Source organism: Paraburkholderia sp. AV2, from assembly GCF_054968425.1.
Map to the genome: position 1 here is coordinate 42,693 of NZ_JBANLK010000016.1, position 23,463 is coordinate 66,155.

The 23,463-nt window shown below is 67.5% G+C and carries 19 protein-coding genes; 8 read left to right on the forward strand and 11 right to left on the reverse strand.

What is annotated here, in order from left to right:
• Window positions 1-338: 338 nt before the first annotated feature.
• On the reverse strand, window positions 339-2,903 hold the full coding sequence (locus tag V8683_RS13790) for an adenosylcobalamin-dependent ribonucleoside-diphosphate reductase (RefSeq protein ID WP_411191379.1): 2,565 nt from the start codon (window positions 2,901-2,903) through the stop codon (window positions 339-341).
• Between the two features lie 210 nt (window positions 2,904-3,113).
• On the opposite strand from V8683_RS13790, the gene V8683_RS13795 reads away from it, so the two are divergent.
• Window positions 3,114-3,617 (forward strand): thioesterase family protein, encoded by a 504-nt coding sequence (locus V8683_RS13795; RefSeq protein WP_411192515.1) that lies wholly within the window; start codon window positions 3,114-3,116, stop codon window positions 3,615-3,617.
• Between the two features lie 17 nt (window positions 3,618-3,634).
• On the opposite strand, the gene V8683_RS13800 is transcribed toward V8683_RS13795, so the two are convergent.
• Both V8683_RS13800 and V8683_RS13805 read right to left on the reverse strand, forming a co-directional pair.
• Entirely contained in the window at window positions 3,635-3,922 is a 288-nt protein-coding gene (locus V8683_RS13800; protein ID WP_027793824.1) for a DUF3331 domain-containing protein, read from the reverse strand.
• A gap of 31 nt (window positions 3,923-3,953) precedes the next feature.
• Window positions 3,954-4,289, reverse strand: a complete 336-nt coding sequence (locus V8683_RS13805) for a hypothetical protein (RefSeq protein WP_411191378.1) — start codon at window positions 4,287-4,289, stop codon at window positions 3,954-3,956.
• On the opposite strand from V8683_RS13805, the gene V8683_RS13810 reads away from it, so the two are divergent.
• A complete protein-coding gene (locus V8683_RS13810; protein ID WP_411191377.1) occupies window positions 4,281-5,351 on the forward strand; it encodes an AI-2E family transporter in 1,071 nt (356 codons plus the stop codon). The two genes, V8683_RS13805 and V8683_RS13810, sit on opposite strands and share 9 nt — an antisense overlap.
• Window positions 5,352-5,393: 42 nt before the next feature.
• Here the strand turns inward: V8683_RS13810 and V8683_RS13815 are convergent, their stop codons facing one another.
• Both V8683_RS13815 and V8683_RS13820 read right to left on the reverse strand, forming a co-directional pair.
• Window positions 5,394-6,239: an alpha/beta hydrolase gene (locus tag V8683_RS13815; RefSeq protein ID WP_411191376.1), complete on the reverse strand. Its 846-nt coding sequence runs from the start codon at window positions 6,237-6,239 to the stop codon at window positions 5,394-5,396.
• Window positions 6,240-6,327: 88 nt separating this feature from the next.
• The gene (locus V8683_RS13820) at window positions 6,328-7,428 is read right to left on the reverse strand and encodes an OpgC domain-containing protein (RefSeq protein WP_411191375.1); all 1,101 of its coding nucleotides are present in this window, start codon (window positions 7,426-7,428) and stop codon (window positions 6,328-6,330) included.
• 538 nt (window positions 7,429-7,966) lie between these two features.
• Between V8683_RS13820 and V8683_RS13825 the strand changes: the two genes are divergently transcribed.
• Window positions 7,967-8,836 (forward strand): peptidoglycan DD-metalloendopeptidase family protein, encoded by an 870-nt coding sequence (locus tag V8683_RS13825; protein ID WP_411191374.1) that lies wholly within the window; start codon window positions 7,967-7,969, stop codon window positions 8,834-8,836.
• Window positions 8,837-8,933: 97 nt separating this feature from the next.
• Here the strand turns inward: V8683_RS13825 and prpF are convergent, their stop codons facing one another.
• From prpF to prpB, 4 genes are all read right to left on the reverse strand, one after another.
• On the reverse strand, window positions 8,934-10,133 hold the full coding sequence (gene prpF / locus V8683_RS13830; protein ID WP_411191373.1) for a 2-methylaconitate cis-trans isomerase PrpF: 1,200 nt from the start codon (window positions 10,131-10,133) through the stop codon (window positions 8,934-8,936).
• A 72-nt stretch (window positions 10,134-10,205) separates the two neighbouring features.
• On the reverse strand, window positions 10,206-12,803 hold the full coding sequence (gene acnD, locus V8683_RS13835; RefSeq protein WP_411191372.1) for a Fe/S-dependent 2-methylisocitrate dehydratase AcnD: 2,598 nt from the start codon (window positions 12,801-12,803) through the stop codon (window positions 10,206-10,208).
• 20 nt (window positions 12,804-12,823) lie between these two features.
• Window positions 12,824-13,990: a bifunctional 2-methylcitrate synthase/citrate synthase gene (gene prpC, locus V8683_RS13840; RefSeq protein WP_411191370.1), complete on the reverse strand. Its 1,167-nt coding sequence runs from the start codon at window positions 13,988-13,990 to the stop codon at window positions 12,824-12,826.
• A 77-nt stretch (window positions 13,991-14,067) separates the two neighbouring features.
• Window positions 14,068-14,958 (reverse strand): methylisocitrate lyase, encoded by an 891-nt coding sequence (gene prpB, locus V8683_RS13845; protein ID WP_411191369.1) that lies wholly within the window; start codon window positions 14,956-14,958, stop codon window positions 14,068-14,070.
• 197 nt (window positions 14,959-15,155) lie between these two features.
• On the opposite strand from prpB, the gene prpR reads away from it, so the two are divergent.
• On the forward strand, window positions 15,156-17,168 hold the full coding sequence (gene prpR / locus V8683_RS13850; RefSeq protein ID WP_411191367.1) for a propionate catabolism operon regulatory protein PrpR: 2,013 nt from the start codon (window positions 15,156-15,158) through the stop codon (window positions 17,166-17,168).
• Window positions 17,169-17,215: 47 nt separating this feature from the next.
• On the opposite strand, the gene V8683_RS13855 is transcribed toward prpR, so the two are convergent.
• A complete protein-coding gene (locus V8683_RS13855; protein WP_411191366.1) occupies window positions 17,216-17,611 on the reverse strand; it encodes a thioredoxin domain-containing protein in 396 nt (131 codons plus the stop codon).
• Between the two features lie 297 nt (window positions 17,612-17,908).
• On the opposite strand from V8683_RS13855, the gene V8683_RS13860 reads away from it, so the two are divergent.
• From V8683_RS13860 to V8683_RS13875, 4 genes are all read left to right on the forward strand, one after another.
• Window positions 17,909-18,364: a (2Fe-2S)-binding protein gene (locus V8683_RS13860; protein WP_411191365.1), complete on the forward strand. Its 456-nt coding sequence runs from the start codon at window positions 17,909-17,911 to the stop codon at window positions 18,362-18,364.
• Window position 18,365: 1 nt separating this feature from the next.
• Window positions 18,366-20,618, forward strand: a complete 2,253-nt coding sequence (locus V8683_RS13865) for a xanthine dehydrogenase family protein molybdopterin-binding subunit (RefSeq protein ID WP_411191364.1) — start codon at window positions 18,366-18,368, stop codon at window positions 20,616-20,618.
• A gap of 15 nt (window positions 20,619-20,633) precedes the next feature.
• Window positions 20,634-21,920: a c-type cytochrome gene (locus V8683_RS13870; protein WP_411191363.1), complete on the forward strand. Its 1,287-nt coding sequence runs from the start codon at window positions 20,634-20,636 to the stop codon at window positions 21,918-21,920.
• 98 nt (window positions 21,921-22,018) lie between these two features.
• A complete protein-coding gene (locus tag V8683_RS13875) occupies window positions 22,019-22,648 on the forward strand; it encodes a DNA-3-methyladenine glycosylase (RefSeq protein WP_411191362.1) in 630 nt (209 codons plus the stop codon).
• Between the two features lie 238 nt (window positions 22,649-22,886).
• Here V8683_RS13875 and V8683_RS13880 read toward each other — a convergent pair whose 3' ends face one another.
• The gene (locus V8683_RS13880) at window positions 22,887-23,330 is read right to left on the reverse strand and encodes a CBS domain-containing protein (RefSeq protein ID WP_411191361.1); all 444 of its coding nucleotides are present in this window, start codon (window positions 23,328-23,330) and stop codon (window positions 22,887-22,889) included.
• Window positions 23,331-23,463 lie beyond the last annotated feature (133 nt).

Below are 23,463 nucleotides of genomic sequence, written 5' to 3' on the forward strand. Positions count from 1 at the left end.
TTACTTTTCGAAATGACGGCTGCGTCTGCTGACGGTGCATCGGCAACAGCCCGATTCGGCCGGCAGGTCGGTGATCATGGTGCACTATGGCTGACGCGAAGTGAATTGTCGAAACATTACGATTGGTTTAATTGGGCATGATGGGAAGCAGCGAGAGTCTCTAAAACAAAGCCAGCAAAAAGTGGGAGAAAGGCGGTATGCCCGCTAACATCAAGGAAATTCCCGCGGAATTGGCGAAAAGGTTTAATGAAAATCGTGCTCCAAATTTAAAGTCCATGAACTTGCTGATTGCACTGATGGCGAACCTCCCCCCAACTGCCTGAACCGGCCAACCCCGGCTATCCGCACGATCCGATCTCTCCGCACGCCGTGCAGAAATCGCAGCCGTCCTTGCGGATCACCGCATTGGCGCCGCACGATCCGCACTTGCGGCCAAGCATCGCGTGCGGCGCGGCGAACGTCGCGTCGGGCGGCAGTGCATTGGCGCCGTCCACCACCTGATCGCCGGGACGCGTCGTGCCATCGGCGCCGGCTTGGCTCGATGGCGCCAGGCGTTGCGCCGCGAACTCGCCGCGCAGCGCCTGGCGCCGCTGCGCGAGCAGTCGCGACGGCACCTGGCGGCCTTCGGCATCGAGAAAGCCACGCCGGTGCAAAATCTGCTGGATTGCATACGCGATCGCCGCGACTTCCGAGTCGTGCCAGAGCGGTATGCGTTGCCCGTCGAGCCGCTGCGTTTCGCCGTAGCGCACCTGGCCGCGGTCCCACGACACCTTGCGCAGGTCCTGCAGATTGCGCGCGACGAAGCCGCCGCGCGCGGCGAGCGAGAGCGAGCGCATGGTCGCCGTGATCCATTGTTGCGACTCGTCGCGCTGTCCCACGGGAATGAAGAATTCGATGGGCCGCTCGATCGTCACGGACTCGCCGCCGACCTGACCCGTCACTTCGAGGAACGACACGGCCACGTAGAGCGAGACCTTGCCGGTCTGCGTGAGGTATTCGATCTTCTCGATCACCGCCGGCAGCTCGCCTTTGGGCCGATGGTCGATCGCCACGCGCAAGGGGTCGAGCAGGGCGTCGCCCAACGCATCCTCGGCGGCCGGCAGCGTTTGCAGCACTGCGCCGAGCGTCTCGTTCGGACGGTAGGTGGCGAGCCCCTTGAGGCCGCGCCGCCACGCGTCGAGGTAAAGGCCCTCGAAGGCCTCGAACGGGTAGTCGGCCGGCACGTTGACGGTCTTCGAGATCGAAGTATCCACGAACGGCTGCACCGCCTCCATCATCGCGATGTGATCCTGCGCGCTCATTTCCAGCGCGCTCACGAAGTAGCCGGGCAGCGCGTTCACGTCGCCGCCGAGGGCGCGATAGAGCCGCCACGCATAGTCTTCGACAGTGAAGGTTTCGTTGCTGCCGTCGTTCATCCGGCGCGTGCGTTGATAGGTCCACGAGAACGCGGGCTCGATGCCGTTCGAGGCGTTGTCGGCGAAGGCGAGGCTCACCGTGCCGGTCGGCGCGATGGAGAGCAGATGGCTGTTGCGGATGCCGTGCGTGCGGACCGCATGTTTGATGTCCTCGGGCAGGCGCGAGGCGAACGTGCCGTCTTCCAGATACGTGCCGGCGTCGAACAGCGGGAACGCGCCGCGCTCGCGCGCGAGCTCCGCCGAGGCGCGATAGGCCGCGTCGCGCATCGTGCGCGCAACGCGTGCGCCGAACGCGCAGCCCGCCTCGGTGTTGTAGCGGATGCCGAGCATCACGAGCGTGTCGCCGAGGCCGGTGAAGCCCACGCCGATGCGCCGCTTGGCGGCCGCCTCGGCGTGCTGTTCGGGCAGCGGCCAGAGCGTGACGTCGAGCACGTCGTCGAGAAAGCGGACCTGGGTGGCGGTGCGTTCGGTAAGCGCTTCCCAGTCGAACGATGGCGTGCCGCCCGTCAGTTGTGCGAAGGGATCGGCGACGAAGCGCGTGAGATTGAGCGGGCCGAGATTGCAGCAGCCATAGGACGGCAAGGGTTGCTCGCCGCACGGGTTCGTGGCCCGGATCGTTTCCACGGCGCGCAGATTGTTGTCCTCGTTCATGTGCGAGATGAACACCACGCCGGGCTCGGCCATGTCGTAGGTCGAGCGCATGATCGCGTCCCAGAGGGCGCGGGCGCGCGGCTCCGCGTAGATCCACATGCCGTCTTCGCGCTGGCGCAGGTCGCCGGCGGCGCGCTGCGCGGGCGAAGGTTCGGCGCGATGCACGAGCGGCCAGGTTGCGTCGTTCTCGACGGCGCGCATGAACGCGTCGGTCACCGCCACCGAGACATTGAAATTGTTCCAGCGTCCCTTCGAGTGTTTGGCCTCGATGAACTCGGGCAGGTCGGGGTGATCGCAGTCGAGCACGGCCATCTGCGCGCCGCGCCGCGAACCCGCGCTCTCCACGGTGCGGCACGAGGCGTCGAACACGTCGATGTAGCTGCAGGGCCCGGAGGCGTTCGATCCCGTCGAGTGCACGAACGCGCCGCGCGGCCGGATCGCCGAGAAGTTGTAGCCCACGCCGCCGCCGCGGCGCATGGTCTCGGCGGCCTGCAGCAGCGCGACGTAGATGCCGGGGCGGCCTTCCTCGTCCACCCCCTGGATGCTGTCGCCCACGGGCTGCACGAAGCAGTTGATGAGCGTGGCCTCGATGCCGCTGCCGGCCGCGCTCATGATGCGCCCGGCGCCGAGCGCGCCGTGGCGCAGGTTGTCGACGAAGCGGGCTTCGATCTCCGCGCGCCGTTCGGGCGGCTCGGCCATCGCGACGCCGCGCGCGACGCGGCGGTAGATGTCGTCGGCGCTGCGCTCGTCGCCCTTGGCGTACTTTTCGAGCATCACGTCGAGCGAGAACTGCTGCGGAGCGACCGGCAGCGAAAGGGGCGTGTCGTTCTCGGCCATGGGCAGGATCCCGATGGAGCACCGCGCTCGCGAATCGCACGGCGGTTGACGGACGGGGCGGCGGACCGGCGGCAGGGGCGCGCAGGACACCGCATGCATAGGACGCACCTTACCGCAGCGGCGCGGGGTGTGCACGCTGTCGCGTTGCCGCCGGGGTTACACTGCAGCGCAGACGCGGGAGGCGAGATGGCGATGCGGGAGAGGGCTCAGGTGCAGACAGCGGTGAAAAGAGGCGTCGGCGAGATGAGCGTGGTGTACCGGGACACCGTCCGGGCGGAATGGGTCGATTACAACGGCCATCTGCGCGACGCGTTCTATATGCTGATCTACAGCTATGCGACCGACGCGCTGCTCGACGCGATCGGTCTCGACGCGGCGCAGCGCGAGGCGCGCGGCCGGTCGATGTACACGCTCGAGGCGCATCTGAACTACCTGCACGAGATCAAGGAGGGCGCCGCGGTGCGCGTGGAGGTGCGGCTCTTGCAGCACGACGCGAAGCGCGTGCGCGTCTATCTGGAGATGTACGCCGACGAGGGGCGCGAGCCGGTTTCCGCGAGCGAGCAGCTTTTGCTGCACGTGGACCGCGCCGGGCCGCGCGCCGTTCCGTTCGATGCGGACGTGCTGGCGCGAGTGGCAGCGCTGGCCGCCGCCGATGCGGGCTTCGAGCCGCGCCATGCCGCGCGGGCGATCGCGCTCGCGCAGCCGCGCCCGTAGTGGACCCGGCAGCAGGCTTACTCGGCGACGAGGTCGCCGAACACCTCGGCGGCGATCATCACGGACGCGTTGAGCGGCGCGGGCCGCTCGGCCGGTTTGAACACGGCGTCGCCGCGGCGGATTTTGCGGCGCGACACGGCGCAGGTCCCGGACGTATGCGCCGAGCGGCGGCGCCAGCGTTGCTCCCCGTAGTGGCAGCGCCCCGGCTCGACCCAGCGGATCACGAGAGCGCCGTCCGTCTGTTCGAGCACTTCGATGCGCTCGCCGTTGGCACCGTCTAGCGCGAGGCACGCTTTGGATTTCATTGTCGGCTCCGTAGGTGGGGTTGCCGCGAATTTAGTCCCGCGGAGCGCCGAGTGCCATTGTGTTCGCGTTGAAACACCATTCCAGAATCGGCAACAATGCCCCTGCGACACGTTGCGATTCACGAAGGAATGGGGGTTTACGGGTGATCTGCGTCAACCTCTCGAATTTGTGCAACGCAGTGTTGCGCCGTTGTCGTACAAAGCGCGACGTCAAAACCGACGCCTGGGGAGGGGGGAACGCTTCCGAAGCGGGCGAATCGGAGAGAGTGCGGACGACCGCGTTGGCTTTTTTGCTTGTCTTTTTGCTGCTTCGCACGAACCGGCCTTGCGCCGATCCGTTGATTTTTTTCGAGGTTACATGATTCATCGTCCGCCCGCTCCGAACTCCGCAAATGCGCAGAAACTCCAGCGCATCGCGTCAACGGGGCTGTTTGCCACGCTCGTGCTCGTCGCCCTGTGGGTCGTGCGCGAGTTCCTTCCTGCCGTCGCGTGGGCTGGCGTGCTCGCCATCGTGCTCTGGCCGGCTTATCAGGTCATCGAACGGCATCGCTGGTTCCGCCGCCGCACGACCGCGATCGCCACGGTGCTGACGGCCGCGATCGCGCTGCTGGTCGTGCTGCCGATCGCGATCACCGCGATCCAGGCGGGCGGCGAGGCGCACGATCTCTATCTCTGGTTCCATGCGGCCCAGGAGAACGGCTTGCCGGTGCCCGACTTCGTCGCGCGCCTGCCGGTAGGCGTCCACCAGGTGACCGACTGGTGGCAGGCCAATCTCGCGCAGCCGCTCAAGACGTCGTCGGCGATGAAGAGCCTGCATGGCGATGCGCTCGTCGAGTTCGGGCGGCACTTCGGCGCGCGCGCGGCACGGGCGTCGATGACGTTCGGCTTCATGCTCGTCACGCTGTTCGTGATCTTCCAGGCCGGGCCGCGCCTCTCCGGCACGCTGATGCACGGCGCGCACCGCGCGTTCGGCGACGACGGCGCCGAGCTGCTGCGCTGCATGGCCGAGGCCGTGCGCGCCACGGTTACCGGGCTCGTGGTGGTGGGCCTGGGCGAGGGCGTGATGCTGGGCGCGGCCTATCTCGTGACCGGGGTGCCGCACGCGGCGCTGCTCGGCACCGTCACCGCCGTGGCGGCCATGCTGCCGTTCTGCGCGCCCGTCGTGTTCGGGCTCGCGGGGCTATGGCTGCTGGTGCAGGGATCGGTCGTCGCGGCCGTCGGACTCCTGGTGTGGGGCTGCGTGGTCGTATTCGTCGCCGAGCATTTCGTGCGGCCCGTGCTGATCGGCAATTCCACGCGCCTGCCGTTTCTGCTCGTGCTGTTCGGCATACTGGGCGGGGCGACGACGTTCGGGCTGATCGGCATCTTCATCGGTCCGGCGCTCATGACCGTGCTGATGGTGCTCTGGGCTAACTGGGCCACGGCGTGAACCGCTCGATCGGGGCTCGCACCGTGGCGCGGCCAGCCGGGCTCACTGCGCTTCGCGCACGCACGCGAGCGTGAACTTGAGCGCGGCGGGCAGCAGCGCGCGCCATACGGGCCAGACATGCCCGCCGTCTACGATGCGTAGCGCCGCCGGGTTGCCCGCCTCGCGCAGGCGCGTATAGAGCAGCGACGCCTCGGCCTGGATCACGAGGTCGTCGTCGCCGGCGGCGATAAAGAAGGGCAGCCGCCACGGCTGCGCGAAGTAGCCGTTCCACAGTGCCGGATAGTTGAGCGCGCGCCAGACGGGCGCATCGAACTGGTGCTCGCCGAACACGCCCACGCGCCGCGCCGACGATGTTAGCGGCGGATCGTTCGCGTAGATCGCGGGTGAGAGCAGGAGCGCGCCGCAGAACGCGTCGGGCCGCTCCATCGCATAGCGCAGCGCGCCGAAGCCGCCCATCGAGACACCGCCTATCGCTCGTGCGCCGCGCGTTTCGGCCACCGGGAAATGACGCTCGATCTCGGGCAACAGGTCGTCGAAGAACGCCGTTTCCATCTTCTCCTTGCGATCGACATACCAGTCGGTGCCGCCCTGCGGCATCACGATCACGACCGGCGCGATCTCGTGGCGTGCGATCAGCGTGTCCGCGGCCGTTTGCAGGTCGCCTTGCGTCACCCAGTCCATGGCGTCGCCGCCGTTGCCGTGCAGGAGGTAAAGCACGGGATAGCGCGCCGCGTCGGCACGATATCCCGTCGGCAGGTACACGACGTACGACCAGTCGCGGTCGAGCGCCGCCGAGTGGAACGTGCGCACGGCAATCGTGCTCGCCATGGCGGGCAGGGCCAGCGCGGCGCCGAGCGTCAGTAGCGCGGTTCGGAAGAGTCGGCGCATGGCGGGGAGGGGAAGGGGAATCGGGTGATGCGCCGCCGGCGCGGCGCCACCATGCTAGCAGGCGCATGGGGCAGCCTGCCAGCGTGTTTCAGGCGGAGGACGCTTTGACTCTCGCGGGCAGCAGGCGCTTGAGCGGGTCCGATGCGCGGGCGACGGCAAAAAGCGCGCCGAGGGCGGCGGCATCGGCGGCAAGGCCGAGCGGCACGTTCAGATAGCCGTCCGTGTACCAGTAGAGCACCGAGTCGACAACGAGCGAAATCACCGCGCCCGCCACGAACGAGAGCAGACCCTTGCGGCCGACGAGGCCGATCCAAGGCAGCGCGCGGGCCATGCGCCTTGCCCAGCCCAGCCGGATCGCGTGGGCCGTGAGCCACGCGACGCCGAGGAAGTTCAGCACGCGGAACCACGCAAGATGGCGCTTGAAGTCGCCGTCCAGCACGATGTTGCCCAGATGCAGGCGATAGCCGGCGGCTGCCCCGGCCACACCGAGCGCCGCGAACGTGACGATCCAGCCTAGCCGGTGTGCGTTCGCTCGCTGGAACACCGGCTGCGTCCGGGCAATCACGCCGAGCACGAAGAGCAACTGCCAGGCGAGCGGATTGAAATCCCATTGCATGTCTTCGACGTGCGGCAGCCACGGAGTCGCGAACGGTGCGAGCGCCCACAGCGCCATGCTGAGCCCGAGCAGCCGCCAGGGCTTCGAGCGCGCGAGCGGCAGCGCCAGCGGTGCGGCCAGCGCGAAGCACGCGTACATGGGCAGCACGGCCGCCAGATAGGGCTGGCGACGCAGCAGCACGATGTCGCGCAGCACGGCGGCGGGGGTCAGTGCGAGATCGTCGAGGTCGTCGGTGGCGAGGTTCGGGGCATCGATGTCGCAGGCGGTCAGGATCGCCGTGACGACCAGCATCAGGAGCGCCGTGACCACGAAGGCGCGGTAGATCTCGAACGCGCGGCGCAGGAAGCGCTGGCGCGCGGCGGCTTCCGTGCGGCGCGTGCAGAGCGCGGACCAGGCGGTGGCCGTGGCGTACCCGCCCAGAAAGACGAACACTTCGGCCGCATCGCAAAACGCGTAGGCGTGCAGGGTGACGCGCGACACGATGCTGCCGCCGATGTGATCGACGACGATGATGAGCAGAACGAGGCCGCGGAAAAAGTCGAGTTCGACGAGACGGTTGGATGACTGTGACATGGGTTGGGCGAGCGGGCCGGTCGGGCCGCGACAGATCGGGCCGAGGCGTGTGCGGCGCGATGAGCGGGTTTCCGGTCATCGGGGCCGGAGCAGGGCGTCAATACTACATTAATTTCATATTGCTTTCAGTGCGCGAGGCCTGCCGGCTCAAGTTTTGCCGCCATCCTGCCGATATGGGGTGAAGACCGGTAAGGGTCATATCGGGCCCGCATTCAGCGCTGCATTCGACCCCGCATTCAGCCCGAATACCACTGCTTAAGAGTTGTATCAGAGTGTGAGTCGCGGCCGGAAGAATGTGAAATGCGTTTTACAATGCCGAGTCGATTTTGAGATTGTAATCGTCCGTTCGAGACGGGCGATGCCGTGATATAGCGGTCTTTTCTTCGAAGAAGAGAGACGATTGGGTACAGATCGAAGCGGGCCGGGCGGCTGTGTGCGCCGGGTCGACGCGACGCCGGGAGCGCGCCAGACGCCGCATACCGCGCCGCTTGCGCCCCGCGCGTCCAGCGCCGGCCGCCGAGATTGCAAGGAGGTAAGCATGTTCAACGCTCATGGTGGCCAGCGTGCCAAAGGTCTGAAAGCGCTCTGGGCCGCGATCGGGATCGCAGTCCTGGTCGCGGGTTGCGCGAACGTCGGTCAGGACCAGCAACCGCAGCCGCCGCAACCGCAGCCGGAACCGTCCGCTTCGGCCAGCCCGGCATCGGCGCCGGCCGCCAACGCGGCTTCCGCCGCCGCGGCGACTCAGGCCGATCCGACCACCCGCGTGGTGACGAAGACCACGTGGGTGCGCGTGCGACGCGGCGATTCACTGCAGCGGATCGCTCAGGCGCACGACTGCAGCGTGAAGGACCTCGAGACCTGGAATCACATCAGGCATGGACACGTGCGCACGGGACAGTCGCTCAAGATCGTCTCGAAGCAAACGATTACCGTCCAGGCCGCCGCGAGTACCGGCGGCGCAGCCGCCGCTGCGGCCAACCCGGCCGAAAATCGCGAGGTGGCGTCGGAAGTGGCGCGTCACGCCCAGAGCGTCGCGCTCGTCTGGCCGGCGCAGGGGTCGGTTGTCGAGGGCTTCCAGGCGGGCGAGACGCGCGGTATCGAGATCGCGGGCAAGGCCGGCGACCCTGTGCTCGCGGCCGCGGACGGCAAGGTGATGTACGCGGGTACGGGCCTCAACGAGTACGGCAGCCTCATCATCGTCCAGCACAACAAGGATTTCCTGACCGCGTACTCGCACAACCGGCGCCTGCTCGTGAAGATGGGCGACATGGTGCGCCAGGGGCAGCAGATCGCGGAGATGGGCAACGAGGACAACGATCGTGTGGCCGTGCTGTTCGAGGTGCGCCGCGACGGCAAGCCGGTCGATCCGATGCCGTATTTGCCGCCGCAACCGATCGCGAGCAACTGACGTCCGTTTTTCCTATGAAAAAAAGCCGCCCCCCGCGATGTGTCGGAGAGGCGGCTTTCGGCATTTTCAGGCGAGCTTTGCGGGCGGGTAGGTCAGGTTAGCCCCTGAAAATGCGTATTTCCGGCACCCGCACCCAGCCTTCCATCAGCACGCGCGCACTGCGGCTCATGATGGCCTTCGTGACGGTCCACTCGCCGTTCTCCACTCGCGCCTCGGCGCCCACGCGCAGCGTGCCCGAGGGGTGACCGAAGCGCACCGCGTTGCGTTCGCCGCCGCCCGCCGCGAGGTTCACGAGCGTGCCGGGGATCGCCGCCGCCGTGCCGATCGCCACCGCCGCCGTGCCCATCATCGCGTGATGCAGCTTGCCCATCGACATCGCCCGCACGAGCAGGTCCACGTCCTCGGCGCCCACGCGTTTGCCGCTTGAGGCCGTGTAGGCCTGCGGCTTCGCGACGAAGGCGATCTTGGGCGTGTGCTGGCGTGTGGCGATCTCGTCGAGCGACTTGATGAGGCCCATGCGCAGCGCGCCATGGGCGCGGATCGTCTCGAACTTGTCGAGCGCCGCGGCGTCGCCGTTGATCGCGTCCTGCAGTTCGGTGCCCGTGTAGCCGATAGCTTCGGCATTGACGAAGATCGTCGGGATGCCCGCATTGATCATCGTCGCCTTCAGCGTGCCCACGCCGGGCACTTCGAGGTCGTCCACGAGCTTGCCCGTGGGGAACATCGCGCCGCCCGCGCCGTCTTCTTCGGCGGCGGGGTCGAGAAACTCGAGCTGCACTTCGGCGGCGGGGAAGGTCACGCCGTCCAGTTCGAAATCGCCGGTTTCCTGCACCGCGCCGTGGGTGACCGGGACGTGCGCAATGATCGTCTTGCCGATATTGGCTTGCCAGATGCGCACGATGGCCACCCCGTCGTGCGGAATGCGGTTTGCGTCCACGAGGCCGCCGCTGATCGCGAACGGCCCCACGGCCGCCGAGAGATTGCCGCAGTTGCCGCTCCAGTCCACGAATGCCTTGTCGATGGCGACCTGGCCGAACAGGTAATCGACGTCGTGGTCGGGCCGGCTGCTTTTCGCGACGATCACGGTCTTGCTCGTGCTCGACGTCGCGCCGCCCATGCCGTCGATCTGCTTGCCGTAGGGGTCGGGGCTGCCGATCACGCGCAGGAGCAGCGCATCGCGCGCGGCGCCCGGCTGCTGCGCCACTTCGGGCAGATCCTGCAGACGGAAGAACACGCCTTTGCTGGTGCCGCCGCGCAGGTAGGTGGCGGGAATCCTGATTTGAGGTTCGTGGGCCATGAAAGCTCTGTCCTGTGATCGAAACGGGCGGCACGTCGCTGTGCCGCCCTCGTATTGCATCGAAGCGACGGTTTACGCCGCGGCCCTGGACGATTCGAGGAAGTCCTGCGCGAAACGCTGCAGCACGCCGCCCGCCTCGTAGATCGAAACTTCCTCCGCGGTGTCGAGCCGGCAGGTCACGGGCACTTCCACGCGCTCGCCGTTCCTCCGCTGGATCACGAGCGCGAGATCGGCGCGCGGCCTGCGCTCGCCGATCACGTCGAAGGTCTCGGTGCCGTCGATGCCGAGCGTCGTGCGGTTCGTGCCGGCCTTGAACTCCAGCGGCAGCACGCCCATGCCGATCAGGTTAGTGCGGTGAATGCGCTCGAACCCTTCGGCGACGATCGCTTCCACGCCCGCGAGCCGCACGCCCTTGGCCGCCCAGTCGCGCGAGCTGCCCTGGCCGTAGTCGGCCCCCGCGACGATGATGAGCGGCTGCTTGCGCTCCATGTAGGTTTCGATGGCTTCCCACATGCGCGTGACCTTGCCTTCCGGCTCGATGCGGGCGAGCGAGCCCTTCTTCACGGCGCCGTCCACCACGGCCATTTCGTTGACGAGCGTGGGGTTCGCGAAGGTGGCGCGCTGGGCCGTGAGGTGATCGCCGCGGTGCGTCGCGTACGAGTTGAAGTCCTCTTCGGGCAGGCCCATTTTCGCGAGGTACTCGCCCGCCGCACTGTTGGGCAAAATCGCGTTGGAGGGCGAGAGATGGTCGGTCGTGATGTTGTCGCCGAGCACGGCGAGCGGCCGCAGCCCGCGCAGCGTGCGCTCGCCGGCCAGCGCGCCTTCCCAGTACGGCGGGCGGCGGATGTAGGTGCTTTGCGCACGCCAGTCGTACAGCGGATCGGCCGCCTCGCTGCGCGAGGCAGTGATGGCGAACATCGGTTCGTACACCTTGCGAAACTGCTCGGGCTTCACGCTTTGCACGACGATGGCATCGATTTCCTCGTCGCTCGGCCAGAGGTCTTTCAGGTAGACCGGCTTGCCATTCTGGTCGGTGCCGAGCGCATCCTTTTCGATGTCGAAGCGGATCGTACCGGCGATGGCGTACGCCACCACGAGCGGCGGCGAGGCGAGGAAGGCCTGCTTCGCGTACGGGTGGATGCGGCCGTCGAAGTTGCGGTTGCCCGAGAGCACGGCCGTGGCGTAGAGGTCGCGGTCGATGATCTCCTGCTGGATCTTCGGATCGAGCGCGCCCGACATGCCGTTGCACGTGGTGCACGCGAACGCCACGATGCCGAAGCCGAGCTTTTCGAGTTCGGGCAGCAGTTTCGCTTCTTCGAGGTAGAGCTCGACGGCTTTCGATCCCGGCGCGAGCGAGCTCTTCACCCACGGCTTGCGCGTGAGGCCGCGCGCGTTCGCGTTGCGCGCGAGCAGGGCGGCCGCGATCACGTTGCGCGGGTTGCTCGTGTTCGTGCAGCTCGTAATGGCGGCGATGATCACTGCGCCGTCCGGCATCTGGCCCGGCGTTTCTTCCCACTTGCCCGCGATGCCGCGCTCGGCCAGCGCCGAGGTGGGCAGGCGCTTGTGCGGATTCGACGGGCCGGCCATGTTGCGCACGACGGAGGACAGATCGAATGTGAGCGTACGCTCGTATTGCGCATGAGCGAGCGCATCGGCCCACAGGCCCGCCGTCTTCGCATAGGTCTCGACGAGCTTGACCTGCTCTTCGTCGCGGCCCGTGAGGCGCAGATAGTCGAGCGTCTGGTTGTCGATGAAGAACATCGCGGCCGTCGCGCCATATTCGGGGGCCATGTTCGAGATCGTGGCGCGGTCGCCGAGCGTGAGGCTCGACGCGCCTGCTCCACGGAACTCCAGATACGCACCCACGACCTTTTCCTTGCGCAGGAATTCGGTGAGCGCGAGCACGATGTCGGTGGCGGTGATGCCAGGCTGGCGCTTGCCCGTGAGTTCCACGCCCACGATATCGGGCAGGCGCATCCACGAGGCGCGGCCGAGCATGACGTTCTCCGCTTCGAGCCCGCCCACGCCGATGGCGATCACGCCGAGCGCGTCCACATGCGGCGTATGGCTGTCCGTGCCGACACAGGTATCGGGGTACGCCACGCCTTCGGTGACGCCGATCACGGGCGACATCTTCTCCAGATTGATCTGGTGCATGATGCCGTTGCCGGGCGGGATCACGTCGACGTTCTGGAAGGACTGCTTCGTCCAGTTGATGAAGTCGAAGCGGTCAACGTTGCGGCGGTCCTCGATTGCACGGTTCTTCGCGAACGCGTCCGGGTCGAAGCCGCCGCATTCCACGGCGAGCGAGTGGTCGACGATCAGTTGCACCGGCACGACCGGATTTACTTTCGCCGGGTCGCCGCCCTGGTCGGCGATGGCGTCGCGCAGGCCCGCGAGGTCGACGAGCGCGGTTTGCCCGAGGATGTCGTGGCAGACCACGCGCGCTGGATACCACGGAAAGTCGAGGTCGCGCTTGCGTTCGATGAGCTGCGTGAGCGAGGCGGCGAGCGTGGCCGGGTCGCAGCGGCGCGCGAGGTTCTCGGCGAGCACGCGCGAGGTGTAAGGTAAGGTGTCCCAGGCGCCGGGCCGGATGGCTTCGACGGCTTCGCGCGCGTCGAAGTAGTCGAGCCGGGTGCCCGGAAGGGATTTGCGGTAGGCGGTGTTCATGGGAATTCGCTTCGCGGAAATCAGCGCTTGCCGATCGGCACGAACTTCAGGTTCTCCGGACCGGTGTAATTCGCGCTCGGACGAATGATCTTGTTGTCGATGCGCTGTTCGATGATGTGCGCGCTCCAGCCGGCCGTGCGCGCGATCACGAACACCGGCGTGAACATCGCGGTCGGCACGCCCATCATGTGGTACGACACGGCGCTGAACCAGTCGAGGTTCGGGAACATCTTCTTGATGTCCCACATCGTCGATTCGAGGCGCTCGGCGATGTTGAAGAGCTTCAGGTTCGACTGCTCCTTCGAGAGCTTGCGCGCCACTTCCTTGATGACCTTGTTGCGCGGGTCCGAGATCGTGTAGACCGGGTGGCCGAAACCGATCACGACTTCCTTCGCTTCCACGCGGCGGCGGATGTCGGCTTCCGCGTCGTCCGGGTTTTCATAGCGCGACTGGATCTCGAACGCCACCTCGTTCGCGCCGCCGTGCTTCGGGCCGCGCAGCGCGCCGATCGCGCCCGTGATGGCCGAGTACATGTCCGAGCCCGTGCCCGCGATCACGCGGCCCGTGAACGTCGAAGCGTTGAACTCGTGTTCGGCGTAGAGGTTCAGCGAGACGTGCATCGCATCGACCCACGACTTCGACGGCTCGCGGCCGTGCAGCAGGTGCAGGAAGTGACCGCCGATCGAATCGTCGTCGGTTTCCACTTCGATGCGCTTGCCGTTGTGCGAGTAGTGGTACCAGTACAGCAGCATGGAGCCGAGCGAGGCCATCAGGCGGTCGGCGATGTCGCGCGCGCCCGGCAGATTGTGGTCGTCCTTTTCGGGCAGCACGGTGCCGAGCACGGAAACGCCCGTGCGCATCACGTCCATCGGGTGCGCCGAAGCGGGCACCCACTCCAGCGCCGCTTTCACGTTCGCGGGCAGACCGCGCAGGGCCTTGAGCTTCGTCTTGTAGGCGACGAGTTCGGCCGCGTTCGGCAGCTTGCCGTGCACGAGCAGGTAAGCGACTTCTTCGAACTCGCAGGCGGTGGCCAGATCGAGAATGTCGTAGCCGCGGTAGTGCAGGTCGTTGCCGGTGCGGCCCACGGTGCACAGCGCCGTGTTGCCCGCCGCCACGCCCGAGAGCGCGACCGACTTCTTCGGCTTGAAGCCGCCTGCGCCCTGTGCCTTGGTATCTGCTTCGCTCATGGTGTCGTCCTCTTGATGATGTCTCGAATGGTTCAGATGCGGGAGTGAACGCAATGAATCGCGTGACTGCGCTACGTTTACTTCTTCGCGGCGAACAGCTCGTCGAGCTTGTCTTCGTACGCGTGATAGCCGAGGTATTTGTAGAGATCCTCGCGCGTCTGCATGGTCGAAACGGCCGCTTTCTGCGTGCCGTCGCGCTTCACGGTCTCGTAGAAGTTCAGCGCCGCCGCATTCATCGCGCGGTACGCGCCGCAGCAGTAGAGCGCGATGTCCACGTTCGCGCTCTTCAGTTCTTCCGTCGTGAAGAACGGCGTCGAGCCGAACTCGGTCAGGTTCGCGAGAATCGGCACCTTCACGGCGGCCCTGAAGCGGCGATAGTCGTCGAGCGTTTTCATCGCTTCCGGGAAAATCATGTCGGCGCCGGCCTCGACGTAGGCCACCGCGCGCTCGATCGCCGCATCGATGCCTTCCACCGCGGCCGCGTCGGTGCGCGCCATGATCACGAACTGGTCGTCCGTGCGCGCGTCCACGGCGGCCTTCACGCGGTCCACCATCTCGTCGGTCGGCACCACTTCCTTGTTCGGGCGGTGGCCGCAGCGCTTCTGGCCCACCTGGTCTTCCATATGCACGGCCGCGACGCCGGCCTTGATGAACGACTTGACGGTGCGCGCGATGTTGAAGGCGCCGCCCCAGCCGGTGTCGATGTCGACCATCAGCGGAATCTCGACGGCGTCGGTGATGCGGCGGGCGTCGATGAGCACGTCGTCCATCGTGCTGATGCCGAGGTCGGGCACGCCGAGCGAATTGGCGGCCACGCCGCCGCCGGAGAGGTAGACGGCCTTGAAGCCGGTCTGCTCGGCAAGCTTGGCGGCATAGGCGGTGATGGCGCCGACGACCTGCAGCGGTTGTTCTGCGGCGACGGCCGCGCGGAATTTCGCGCCGGCGCTGGTGGGGGTTCGGTTGGTCATGCTGGATGTCTCCGATGAAATCGCGACTCGATATTGCAGTTACCGTGCCAGGGCGGAGTGGCGGGGCTAACGCATTGATTTTCCGCCAAATTGGCTGGACGGTCCGCGCTGCGCGCATTGCGATTCTGAAATTGGAGTTTCAAATTTGAAATCCGGGCGATAATGTCGCTTCCCGCCTTACCGCAGCGACCGGCACCATGACCCGCTTTCCCGTTCCCTCCGAATTCCGCCCGCGCGTCTGGGCCATGGGCATCAGCCGCCTGCGCGACCTGTTTCGCGATATCGCCCGCGAATACGACGATCTCGCCGACCTGCGGGTGGTCGCGCGCGGCTTCGAGGAGGCGGTGGCCGAGATCGCGGCGGCGGGGCCGAATCAGCGGCCCGACGTCATCGTCGCGGCGGGTTCGAACGGCGGCTATCTGAAGGCGCGTATCGACGTGCCGGTCGTGCTGCTGCAGCCCACCGGCTTCGACGTGATGCAGGCGCTGGCCCGCGCGCGCCGCGAAACCGAGGTCGTCGCGCTTGTCACCTATGGCGAGACGCCCGCCGAGGTGCGCCGTTTCGCGAGCGCCTGGGGGCTCGACGTGGTGTTCGCGTCGTACCGCACCGTGCAGGACGCGGAGGCCTGTGTGCTCGACCTGCGCGACCGTGGCGTGGGCGCGGTCGTGGGGCCGGGCCTCGTCAACGATCTGGCCGCGCGGCTCGGGCTCGTGCCGTTCTTCGTCTACTCGCATTCCTCCGTGCGCGCGGCGTTCGACAATGCGCTCGAAGTCGCGCTGGCCACCTGGCGCGAGACGCAGCGCCGCCAGCGTCTGGACAGCGTGCTGCAGCACCTGCGCGACGGCGTGGTGGCGCTCGACTCGGAAGGGCGCGTGGAGGCGATCAACCAGCGTCTTGCCGCCGTGCTCGGCGTCGATCCGGCGCTGGCGGCGGGCCGGTCGCTCGCCGAGCTGGCGCCGGACATTGCCTTCGCGCTGCCCGAGGCCGACGGCGAATCGCTCGAAACCGTGCGGGGCGTGAGCTATGTCGTGCACCGTGGGCCGCTCGTCGACAACGGCGTGACGACGGGCGCCGTGCTCACGTTCCAGGAGTCGCGCGCGGTGGAGCGGCTCGACCGCACGCTGCGCACGCGCCAGCGCACCCAGCAGTTCGTGGCGCGCTACCGGCTCGACGACCTGAGCGGCGCGACGCCGGGCATCGAGCGCGTGCGCCAGCTCGCGAAGCGCTACGCGAAATCGGACGCCACCGTGCTGATCCGCGGCGAGAGCGGTACCGGCAAGGAGATGGTCGCGCAGGGCATTCACCGCGAGAGCGCGCGGCGCGATTTTCCGTTCGTGGCGATCAACTGCGGCGCGTTTCCCGAGGCGCTGCTGGAGAGCGAACTGTTCGGCTACGAGGAGGGCGCCTTCACGGGCGCGCGGCGCGGCGGCAAGGTCGGCCTGATCGAGGCCGCGCATCGCGGCACGCTCTTTCTCGACGAGATCGGCGAGATGCCGCTGCCGCTGCAGAGCCGCCTGTTGCGCGTGCTGCAGGAGCGCGAGGTGGTGCGCCTCGGCGCGACGGAGCCCACGCGCGTGGACGTGCGCGTGGTGGCGGCGACGCACCGCTCGCTCGCGGGGCAGATCGAGGCCGGCGAGTTTCGCGCCGACCTTTACTATCGGCTGAACATTCTCAATCTCGCGATTCCGGCCTTGCGCGAGCGCGCGGCCGATGTCGTGCCGCTCGCCGCCGAACTATTGCTGCAAGCGGCGCGCCGCGAGCCGCGCGTCGCGCTGCGCATTCGTACGGCGGAATCGGCATTCGCGACGCTCGCGCCGGTCGCAGAGGCGCTCGTGCGTCACGACTGGCCCGGCAACGTGCGCGAGTTGCAGAACGTGGTGGAGCGCATCGTGGTGGAGCTGGCCGACACGGACGTCGAAGCGATTCCGGTGGACGTGCTGCGCTCGATTGCGCCGGAGGTGTTCGACTCGTCTGTGGCGCCCGACGCTGCCGTGGCGGGGGGCGCCGTGCCGACGCTACGCGAGCGCAGCCTGAGCCTGGAGGCGGAAGAGATTCGCGCAGCGCTCGAAGCCTGCGGCGGAGACCGCGACCGCGTGTGCGAGATGCTGGGCATCAGCAAGACGACGTTGTGGCGGCGCCTGGCCGCCGTGCGCGAGGCGGGCGGTTCTGCCACTACGGCTGCGCGCAAGCGCGCGGCGCGCGGCGGGTGAGACAGGAACGGGAGCCGGCCCGCGATCGCGGCGCGGCGCCGTTCGCCTCAGGCGTCCTGCGCGCCGCGCAGGAGCGGCGTGACTTGCCCGTGCAGTTGCGCGACATGCGGGCTCACCTGTAGCAGCGCCTGATAGCGCTCGAAAAACTCCTTCGACTCCTCGCCCGAAAACAACGAGCAGACCGCCTGCGCGGCGCCGATCCGGTCGTCGTCGGTCGCGTCTTTCGCGTCCAGCGATTCGTCGATGTTCGTGATCACGCTCGAAAGCGGCATGAGCCAGCGGAAGCCCGTGCCGTTGATCAGCACCTGGAGGAACGCCGCGGGCGTAACGGGTCCGAACTCGCGTTCGTACTCCGCGCGCTCGTGGTCGAGGATGGCCTTGTGCAGCGTGAGGAGCGGCTTGCGGACTTCGTTGAGAAACTGCCTTGCGCGTTGCTCGTTCATCTTGCGGCTCCTTCGGTGCCGCGCGCGCCGCGCGGCGGGTCGTGGGGTTCTGCGGACGATGGTAGCGCAAGGCCTGCCTCTCCGCGTGTCGCAAGCAGGGCCCGCAACCGCGCGGGAACCTGGACACCCGGGCGGCCGGCTTTCTGCACGCGTTTAACTGCGGCGCTACACTCAACCGGTTCTCGGCAGGTCGCGCTGGCAGGGCCATGCGCATTGGCTTTTCGAAACGGAACAGCCGGCGCATCGGCCCTTCGATTGCTCGATCCATAACGACAAATCCCTACCACCGGAGAGCCCATGACTACGCTCACGATCAACGGCCAGACCCATGACGTCGACGCCCCACCCGACATGCCGCTCCTTTGGGTGCTGCGCGACATCGTCGGCCTGACCGGCACGAAGTTCGGCTGCGGCATTGCGCAATGCGGCGCCTGCACGGTGCATCTGGAAGGCGAGGCCACGCGCTCGTGCGTGCTGCCCGTCGCGGCCGTCGCCGGCCGCAAGATCACGACCATCGAGGCCGTGAGCGCGACGCCCGCGGGCCAGAAGGTGCAGAAAGCGTGGCGGGATCTCGACGTGGTGCAGTGCGGCTACTGCCAGTCGGGGCAGGTGATGTCGGCGGCGGCGCTGATCGCGTCGAATCCGGACCCGAGCGACGCCGACATCGACGCGGCCATGGCCGGCAACATCTGCCGCTGCGGGACCTATAACCGGATTCGTGCGGCCATCAAGCAAGCCGCGAAGGAGGCCTGACATGTCGCGGGGCCTCCTCGATGCACAAAACGGTGCGCCGCACGGCGAATTGCACCCTGCCCGTCACGCCGGCGTGTCGCGCCGCGCGTTCCTGAAGCTCGGCGCGGCGGCGGGCGGCGGTCTGCTGCTCGGCTTCAGCGTCTCGACGCTGGCGCAGGGCGACGCGCCGGCGCGCGCGTCCGTCATCGGCGGCGACGGCAACGAGGCGCCGCAGGACGGCGTCTTCGAACCGAATGCCTTCATCCAGATCGACCGCGCCGGCAAGGTCACGCTGATCATTCCGAAGGTGGAGATGGGGCAGGGCGTCTACACGTCGATTCCCATGCTGATTGCGGAAGAGCTGGAAGTGCCGCTCGACAGCGTGACGATCGATCACGCGCCGCCCAACGCGAAGCTCTTCACAGACCCGTTGCTGGGCGGCCAGTTGACGGGGGGCTCGACCTCGATCCGCTACGCGTGGCAGCCCATGCGCGAGGCCGGCGCGGCCGCGCGCACGGCGCTGATCCAGGCGGCGGCGCAGCAATGGCAGGTGCATCCCGCCACCTGCTCCGCGCGCGCCGGCGAGGTGGTGCACGACGCAAGCGGCCGCCGGCTCGCCTATGGCCAGCTCGCGGACACGGCGGCGAAGCTGCCCGTGCCGCCCAAGGTGGCGCTCAAGGACCCCAGGGACTTCACGCTGATCGGCAAGCCGACGAAGCGGCTCGACTCGCCGGAGAAGGTGGACGGCTCGGCGCTCTTCGGTCTCGACGTGCGCCTGCCCGGCATGGTCTACGCCGCCATCGTGAACTGCCCGGTGTTCGGCGGCACGCTCGCCGGCGTGGACGACACGCACGCGAAACAGATTCCCGGCGTCACCGGGGTCGTGAAGATCGATAACGCCGTGGCCGTGGTCGGCGCGCATACGTGGGCCGCGAAGCGCGGCGCGGCGGCGCTCGTGGTGCAGTGGAACGAGGGGCCGGGCGCGGCGCTCTCGATGCAGCAGATCGTCGCCGACCTTGCCACGGCATCGGAGCAAGGCGGTGCCGTCGCGCGCAAGGACGGCGACGTGCAGCAGGCGTTCGGCAATGCGAAGACGCGCGTCGATGCCGTCTATCAGCAGCCTTTCCTCGCGCACGCCACGATGGAACCGATCAACTGCACGGTGTCCGTGCGGCCCGACGGCTGCGATATCTGGGTGGGCACCCAGGTGCCCACGCGGGCCGTCGACGCGGCCGTGGCCGTGACGGGCCTCAAGCCCGAGCAGATTACGGTGCACAACCATCTGCTCGGCGGCGGCTTCGGGCGGCGGCTCGAAGTCGATGCGATCACCCAGGCGCTCAAGATCGGCAAGGCGGTCAATGCGCCGGTCAAGGTCTTCTACACGCGCGAGGAGGACATCCAGCACGACATGTACCGGCCGTACTATTACGACCGCCTCTCCGCCGGCCTCGATGCTACCGGCAAGCCTCTCGCCTGGCAGCATCGCATCGCGGGCTCGTCGATCCTCGCGCGCTTCGCGCCGCCCGCGTTCCACAACGGCATCGATCCGGATGCTGTCGAAGTGGCCGTCGACCTGCCTTATGACCTGCCCAACCAGTTGATCGAATACGTGCGCGTGGAGCCGCACGCCGTTCCCACCGCGTTCTGGCGCGGCGTGGGGCCGACGCGCGGCACCTTCGTCGTGGAAAGCTTCGTCGACGAACTGGCCGTGGCCGCGAAGACCGACCCCGTCGCCTACCGGCGCGCGCTGCTCGACAAATCGCCGCGCGCGCTGAACGTGCTCGACGTCGCCACGCGTGCCGCGAACTGGGGGGCGCCGCTGCCCAAGGGGCAGGGGCGCGGCGTATCGGTGATGCATGCCTTCGGCAGTTTTCTCTGCATGGTGGCCGAGGTGAGCGTGGACGACGGCGAGGTGCGCGTGAACCGCGTGGTCTGCGCCGTCGACTGCGGCATGGCCGTCAATCCCGAGACGATCGAGGCGCAGATCGAAGGCGGCATCATCTTCGGCATTACGGCGGCGCTGTACAGCGAGATCACGATCGACCGCGGCCGCGTCGCGCAGACGAACTTCACCGACTACCGGATGCTGCGCATCGACCAGTCGCCGCAGATCGAAGTGCGCATCGTGAAGAGCACGGAGGCGCCGGGCGGCATCGGCGAGCCGGGCACGGCCGCGCTTGCGCCGGCCGTGACGAACGCGATCTACGCGGCCACGGGCAAGCGCCTGCGGCAGTTGCCCGTGGGGCGTCAACTGCAGAACGCGCAGTCGGCCTGAGGGAGGCGAGTCACCATGAAAATGAACAACGCATTCGGCGCCGCGCTGGCATTCGCGGCGCTCGCGCTCACGCCCTCGCACGCGGCGTTTGCCGCGGCAACCGACGCCGACAGGGTTCAACGCGGCGCCTATCTCGCGGCGGCGGGCGATTGCGCGGCGTGCCACACGGCGCCGCACGGCAAGCCGTTCGCGGGCGGCTTGCCGATGAGCACGCCGCTGGGCCCCATCTACACGACCAACATCACGCCCGACCCCGAGACGGGCATCGGCGGCTACACGGAAGAGGACTTCGCGCGCGCATTGCGCGAAGGCGTGGCGAAGGACGGCCACAACCTTTATCCGGCCATGCCCTATCCGTCTTATGCGAAGGTGCGCGACGAGGACGTCGCCGCGCTGTACGCGTACTTCATGCACGGCGTGCAGCCGGTGAAGCAGGCCAACCGCGAAGCGGATATCCCATGGCCCATGAACATGCGCTGGCCGCTGAAGATCTGGAATGCGTTCTTTCTCGACAAGGGCGTGTATCAGGACAAGCCGGGGAAGGACGTCGCATGGAACCGCGGCGCCTACCTCGTGCAGGGCCTCGGCCATTGCGGCTCCTGCCATACGCCGCGCAGCGTCGCGTTCAACGAGAAGGCGCTCGACGAAAGCGGCAGCGCGTATCTCACGGGCGCGCTGCTCGACGGCTGGTTCGCGTCGAACCTCACGAGCGAGCACAACACGGGCCTCGGGCGCTGGAGCGAAGCGGATCTCGCGCAGTTCCTGAAGACGGGGGCGAACCAGCACGCATCGGCGTTCGGCGCGATGACGAGCGTGATCAACAACAGCACCCAGGCGATGAACGACGCGGACGTCAACGCGATCTCGGCCTACCTGAAGTCGCTGCCGGCGGCGGGAGGCAACGGCGGGTCGCAGTATGCGTACGACGGGCAGGCGACGAAGGTGTCGCTCACGCGGCCGGCGAACGATGCGGGCGCCCGCGTCTACGCGGCGTACTGCATGCATTGCCACGGCACCGACGGGCGCGGCTTCGCGCCGATGCTCGCGCCGCTCGCGGGCAATCCGAACGTGCTCGAGCCGAACGCGTCGTCGCTCATCAACGTGACGCTGAACGGCACCGGCGACCTCGTGATCCAGGGCATTCCGGCGCCGTATCCGATGCCGGCTTATGCCGATGTCCTGACCGATCGCCAGATCGCCGACGTGCTGACTTTCATCCGTGCGGGCTGGAACAATCAGGCGGCGGCGGTGGGGGTGGCCGATGTAGCGAAACTGCGTGCGCAGACGCAGGCGTCGCGTTGAAGCCGCGCGCCATCCCGGCCGGGTTGCGCGGAGCGAGTCGGGAGGGGCCGACGGGCGAGGGTAGCCTTGCGCCCACACTGGCTCGTGCGCGAACGGCGATGGCCGCGACTTCGTCGCCGCGGCTGCCGATCGTCGCGCTGCGCCGCGCGGACCTGCCCGTGGACACCGTCGAGCTGGCGCGCTTCATGGTCGGCAAATACCTGATCCATGATTGCGCGCAGGGCCGCGTCAGCGGGCGGATCGTGGAAATGGAGGCCTACCCGGTGGGCGATTCGACCAGTCACGCGTTCATCGGCCGGCGGCGCTGGAACGCCTCGCTGTTTCTCGAGCGCGGCCATGCCTATGTGCGGCTCACCTATGGCGCTTCATGGATGCTCAATATGTCGAGCGAGGAGGCGGACGTTGGCGCGGGTGTGCTGATTCGCGCCGTCGAGCCGCTGGAAGGGCTGGCGGAGATGGAGGCGCGCCGGCCAGACGCACCTTTGCGCGACCTCGCGCGCGGGCCAGGCCGCCTGACGCAGGCGTTCGGCGTTGGCGCGGCCTTCGACGGCGTGGACTTGTGCCGCGGGCGCGGCCTCTGGATCGGTCGCGTGGACGAGCCCGCCCGGCCTGTCGGCGTAACGACGCGTATCGGCCTGTCGCGCGAAACCGAACGGCCGCTGCGCTTCTTCGAAGTCGGCAGCCTGTTCGTCAGCGGGCCGCGCAGGCTGTTGGCAACCGGAGTCTGAATCGATGCCGGCCGGCGTGCGATTGTTGTGGGGTACGAAACGGTGTGTTGGAAAACCGGGTATTTGCCCTGGTCGCTTGACTGCCTAGACTGTAGCCATAGGCGATACCGCGCGCACGGCACGCATCGTGTCGCCTGGCTTTCATGCGTGAAACCTCCGCCGCCGCAAGGCGGCTTGGCCCAACCCGGCTGGATTGGGCTTTTTTCATGCGGCGCTTCGCGCAGTGCCGCGAGGCGGTTCAGGTGCCGGGGCCGCCGGTGATGTAGTGTTCCAGCTGCGAGATCGTGAACTGCTGCTCGGCGATGATCTCCTTGACGAGGTCGCCGATCGACACCATCCCGATCAGCTTGCCGTCTTCTATCACGGGCAGGTGGCGCATGCGGCGCTCGGTCATCAGCGCCATGCAGTCGTAGGTGGTTTGCGCGAGTTCCACGAAGCGCACGTGCGGAGTCATGATGTCGCGCACCGCCGTGGTTTTCGACGAACGGTCCATCAGCACGATCTTGCGCGCATAGTCGCGCTCGGTAACGATGCCGACGATCGCGTTGTCGTCCGTGACGACCAGCGCCCCGATCCCTTTTTCCGCCATCAGGCGGATTGCGTTATAGACGGAATCCGAGGCGGCAATCGTATAGACCACCTGTTCCGGCTTCGACTTGAGTACCTGTGCAACGCTTGTCATAGGGCGACTCCCATTCGTCCTGCGGTGGGTTTTCAGTCATTGCGCGGCGCAGCACGACGGGCTGGGCGCCGGCCGTGCCATTGGAAAACGCTTTCAGTATAGGCGGACGGGTCGTGTCGCGGCGTCTGGATAT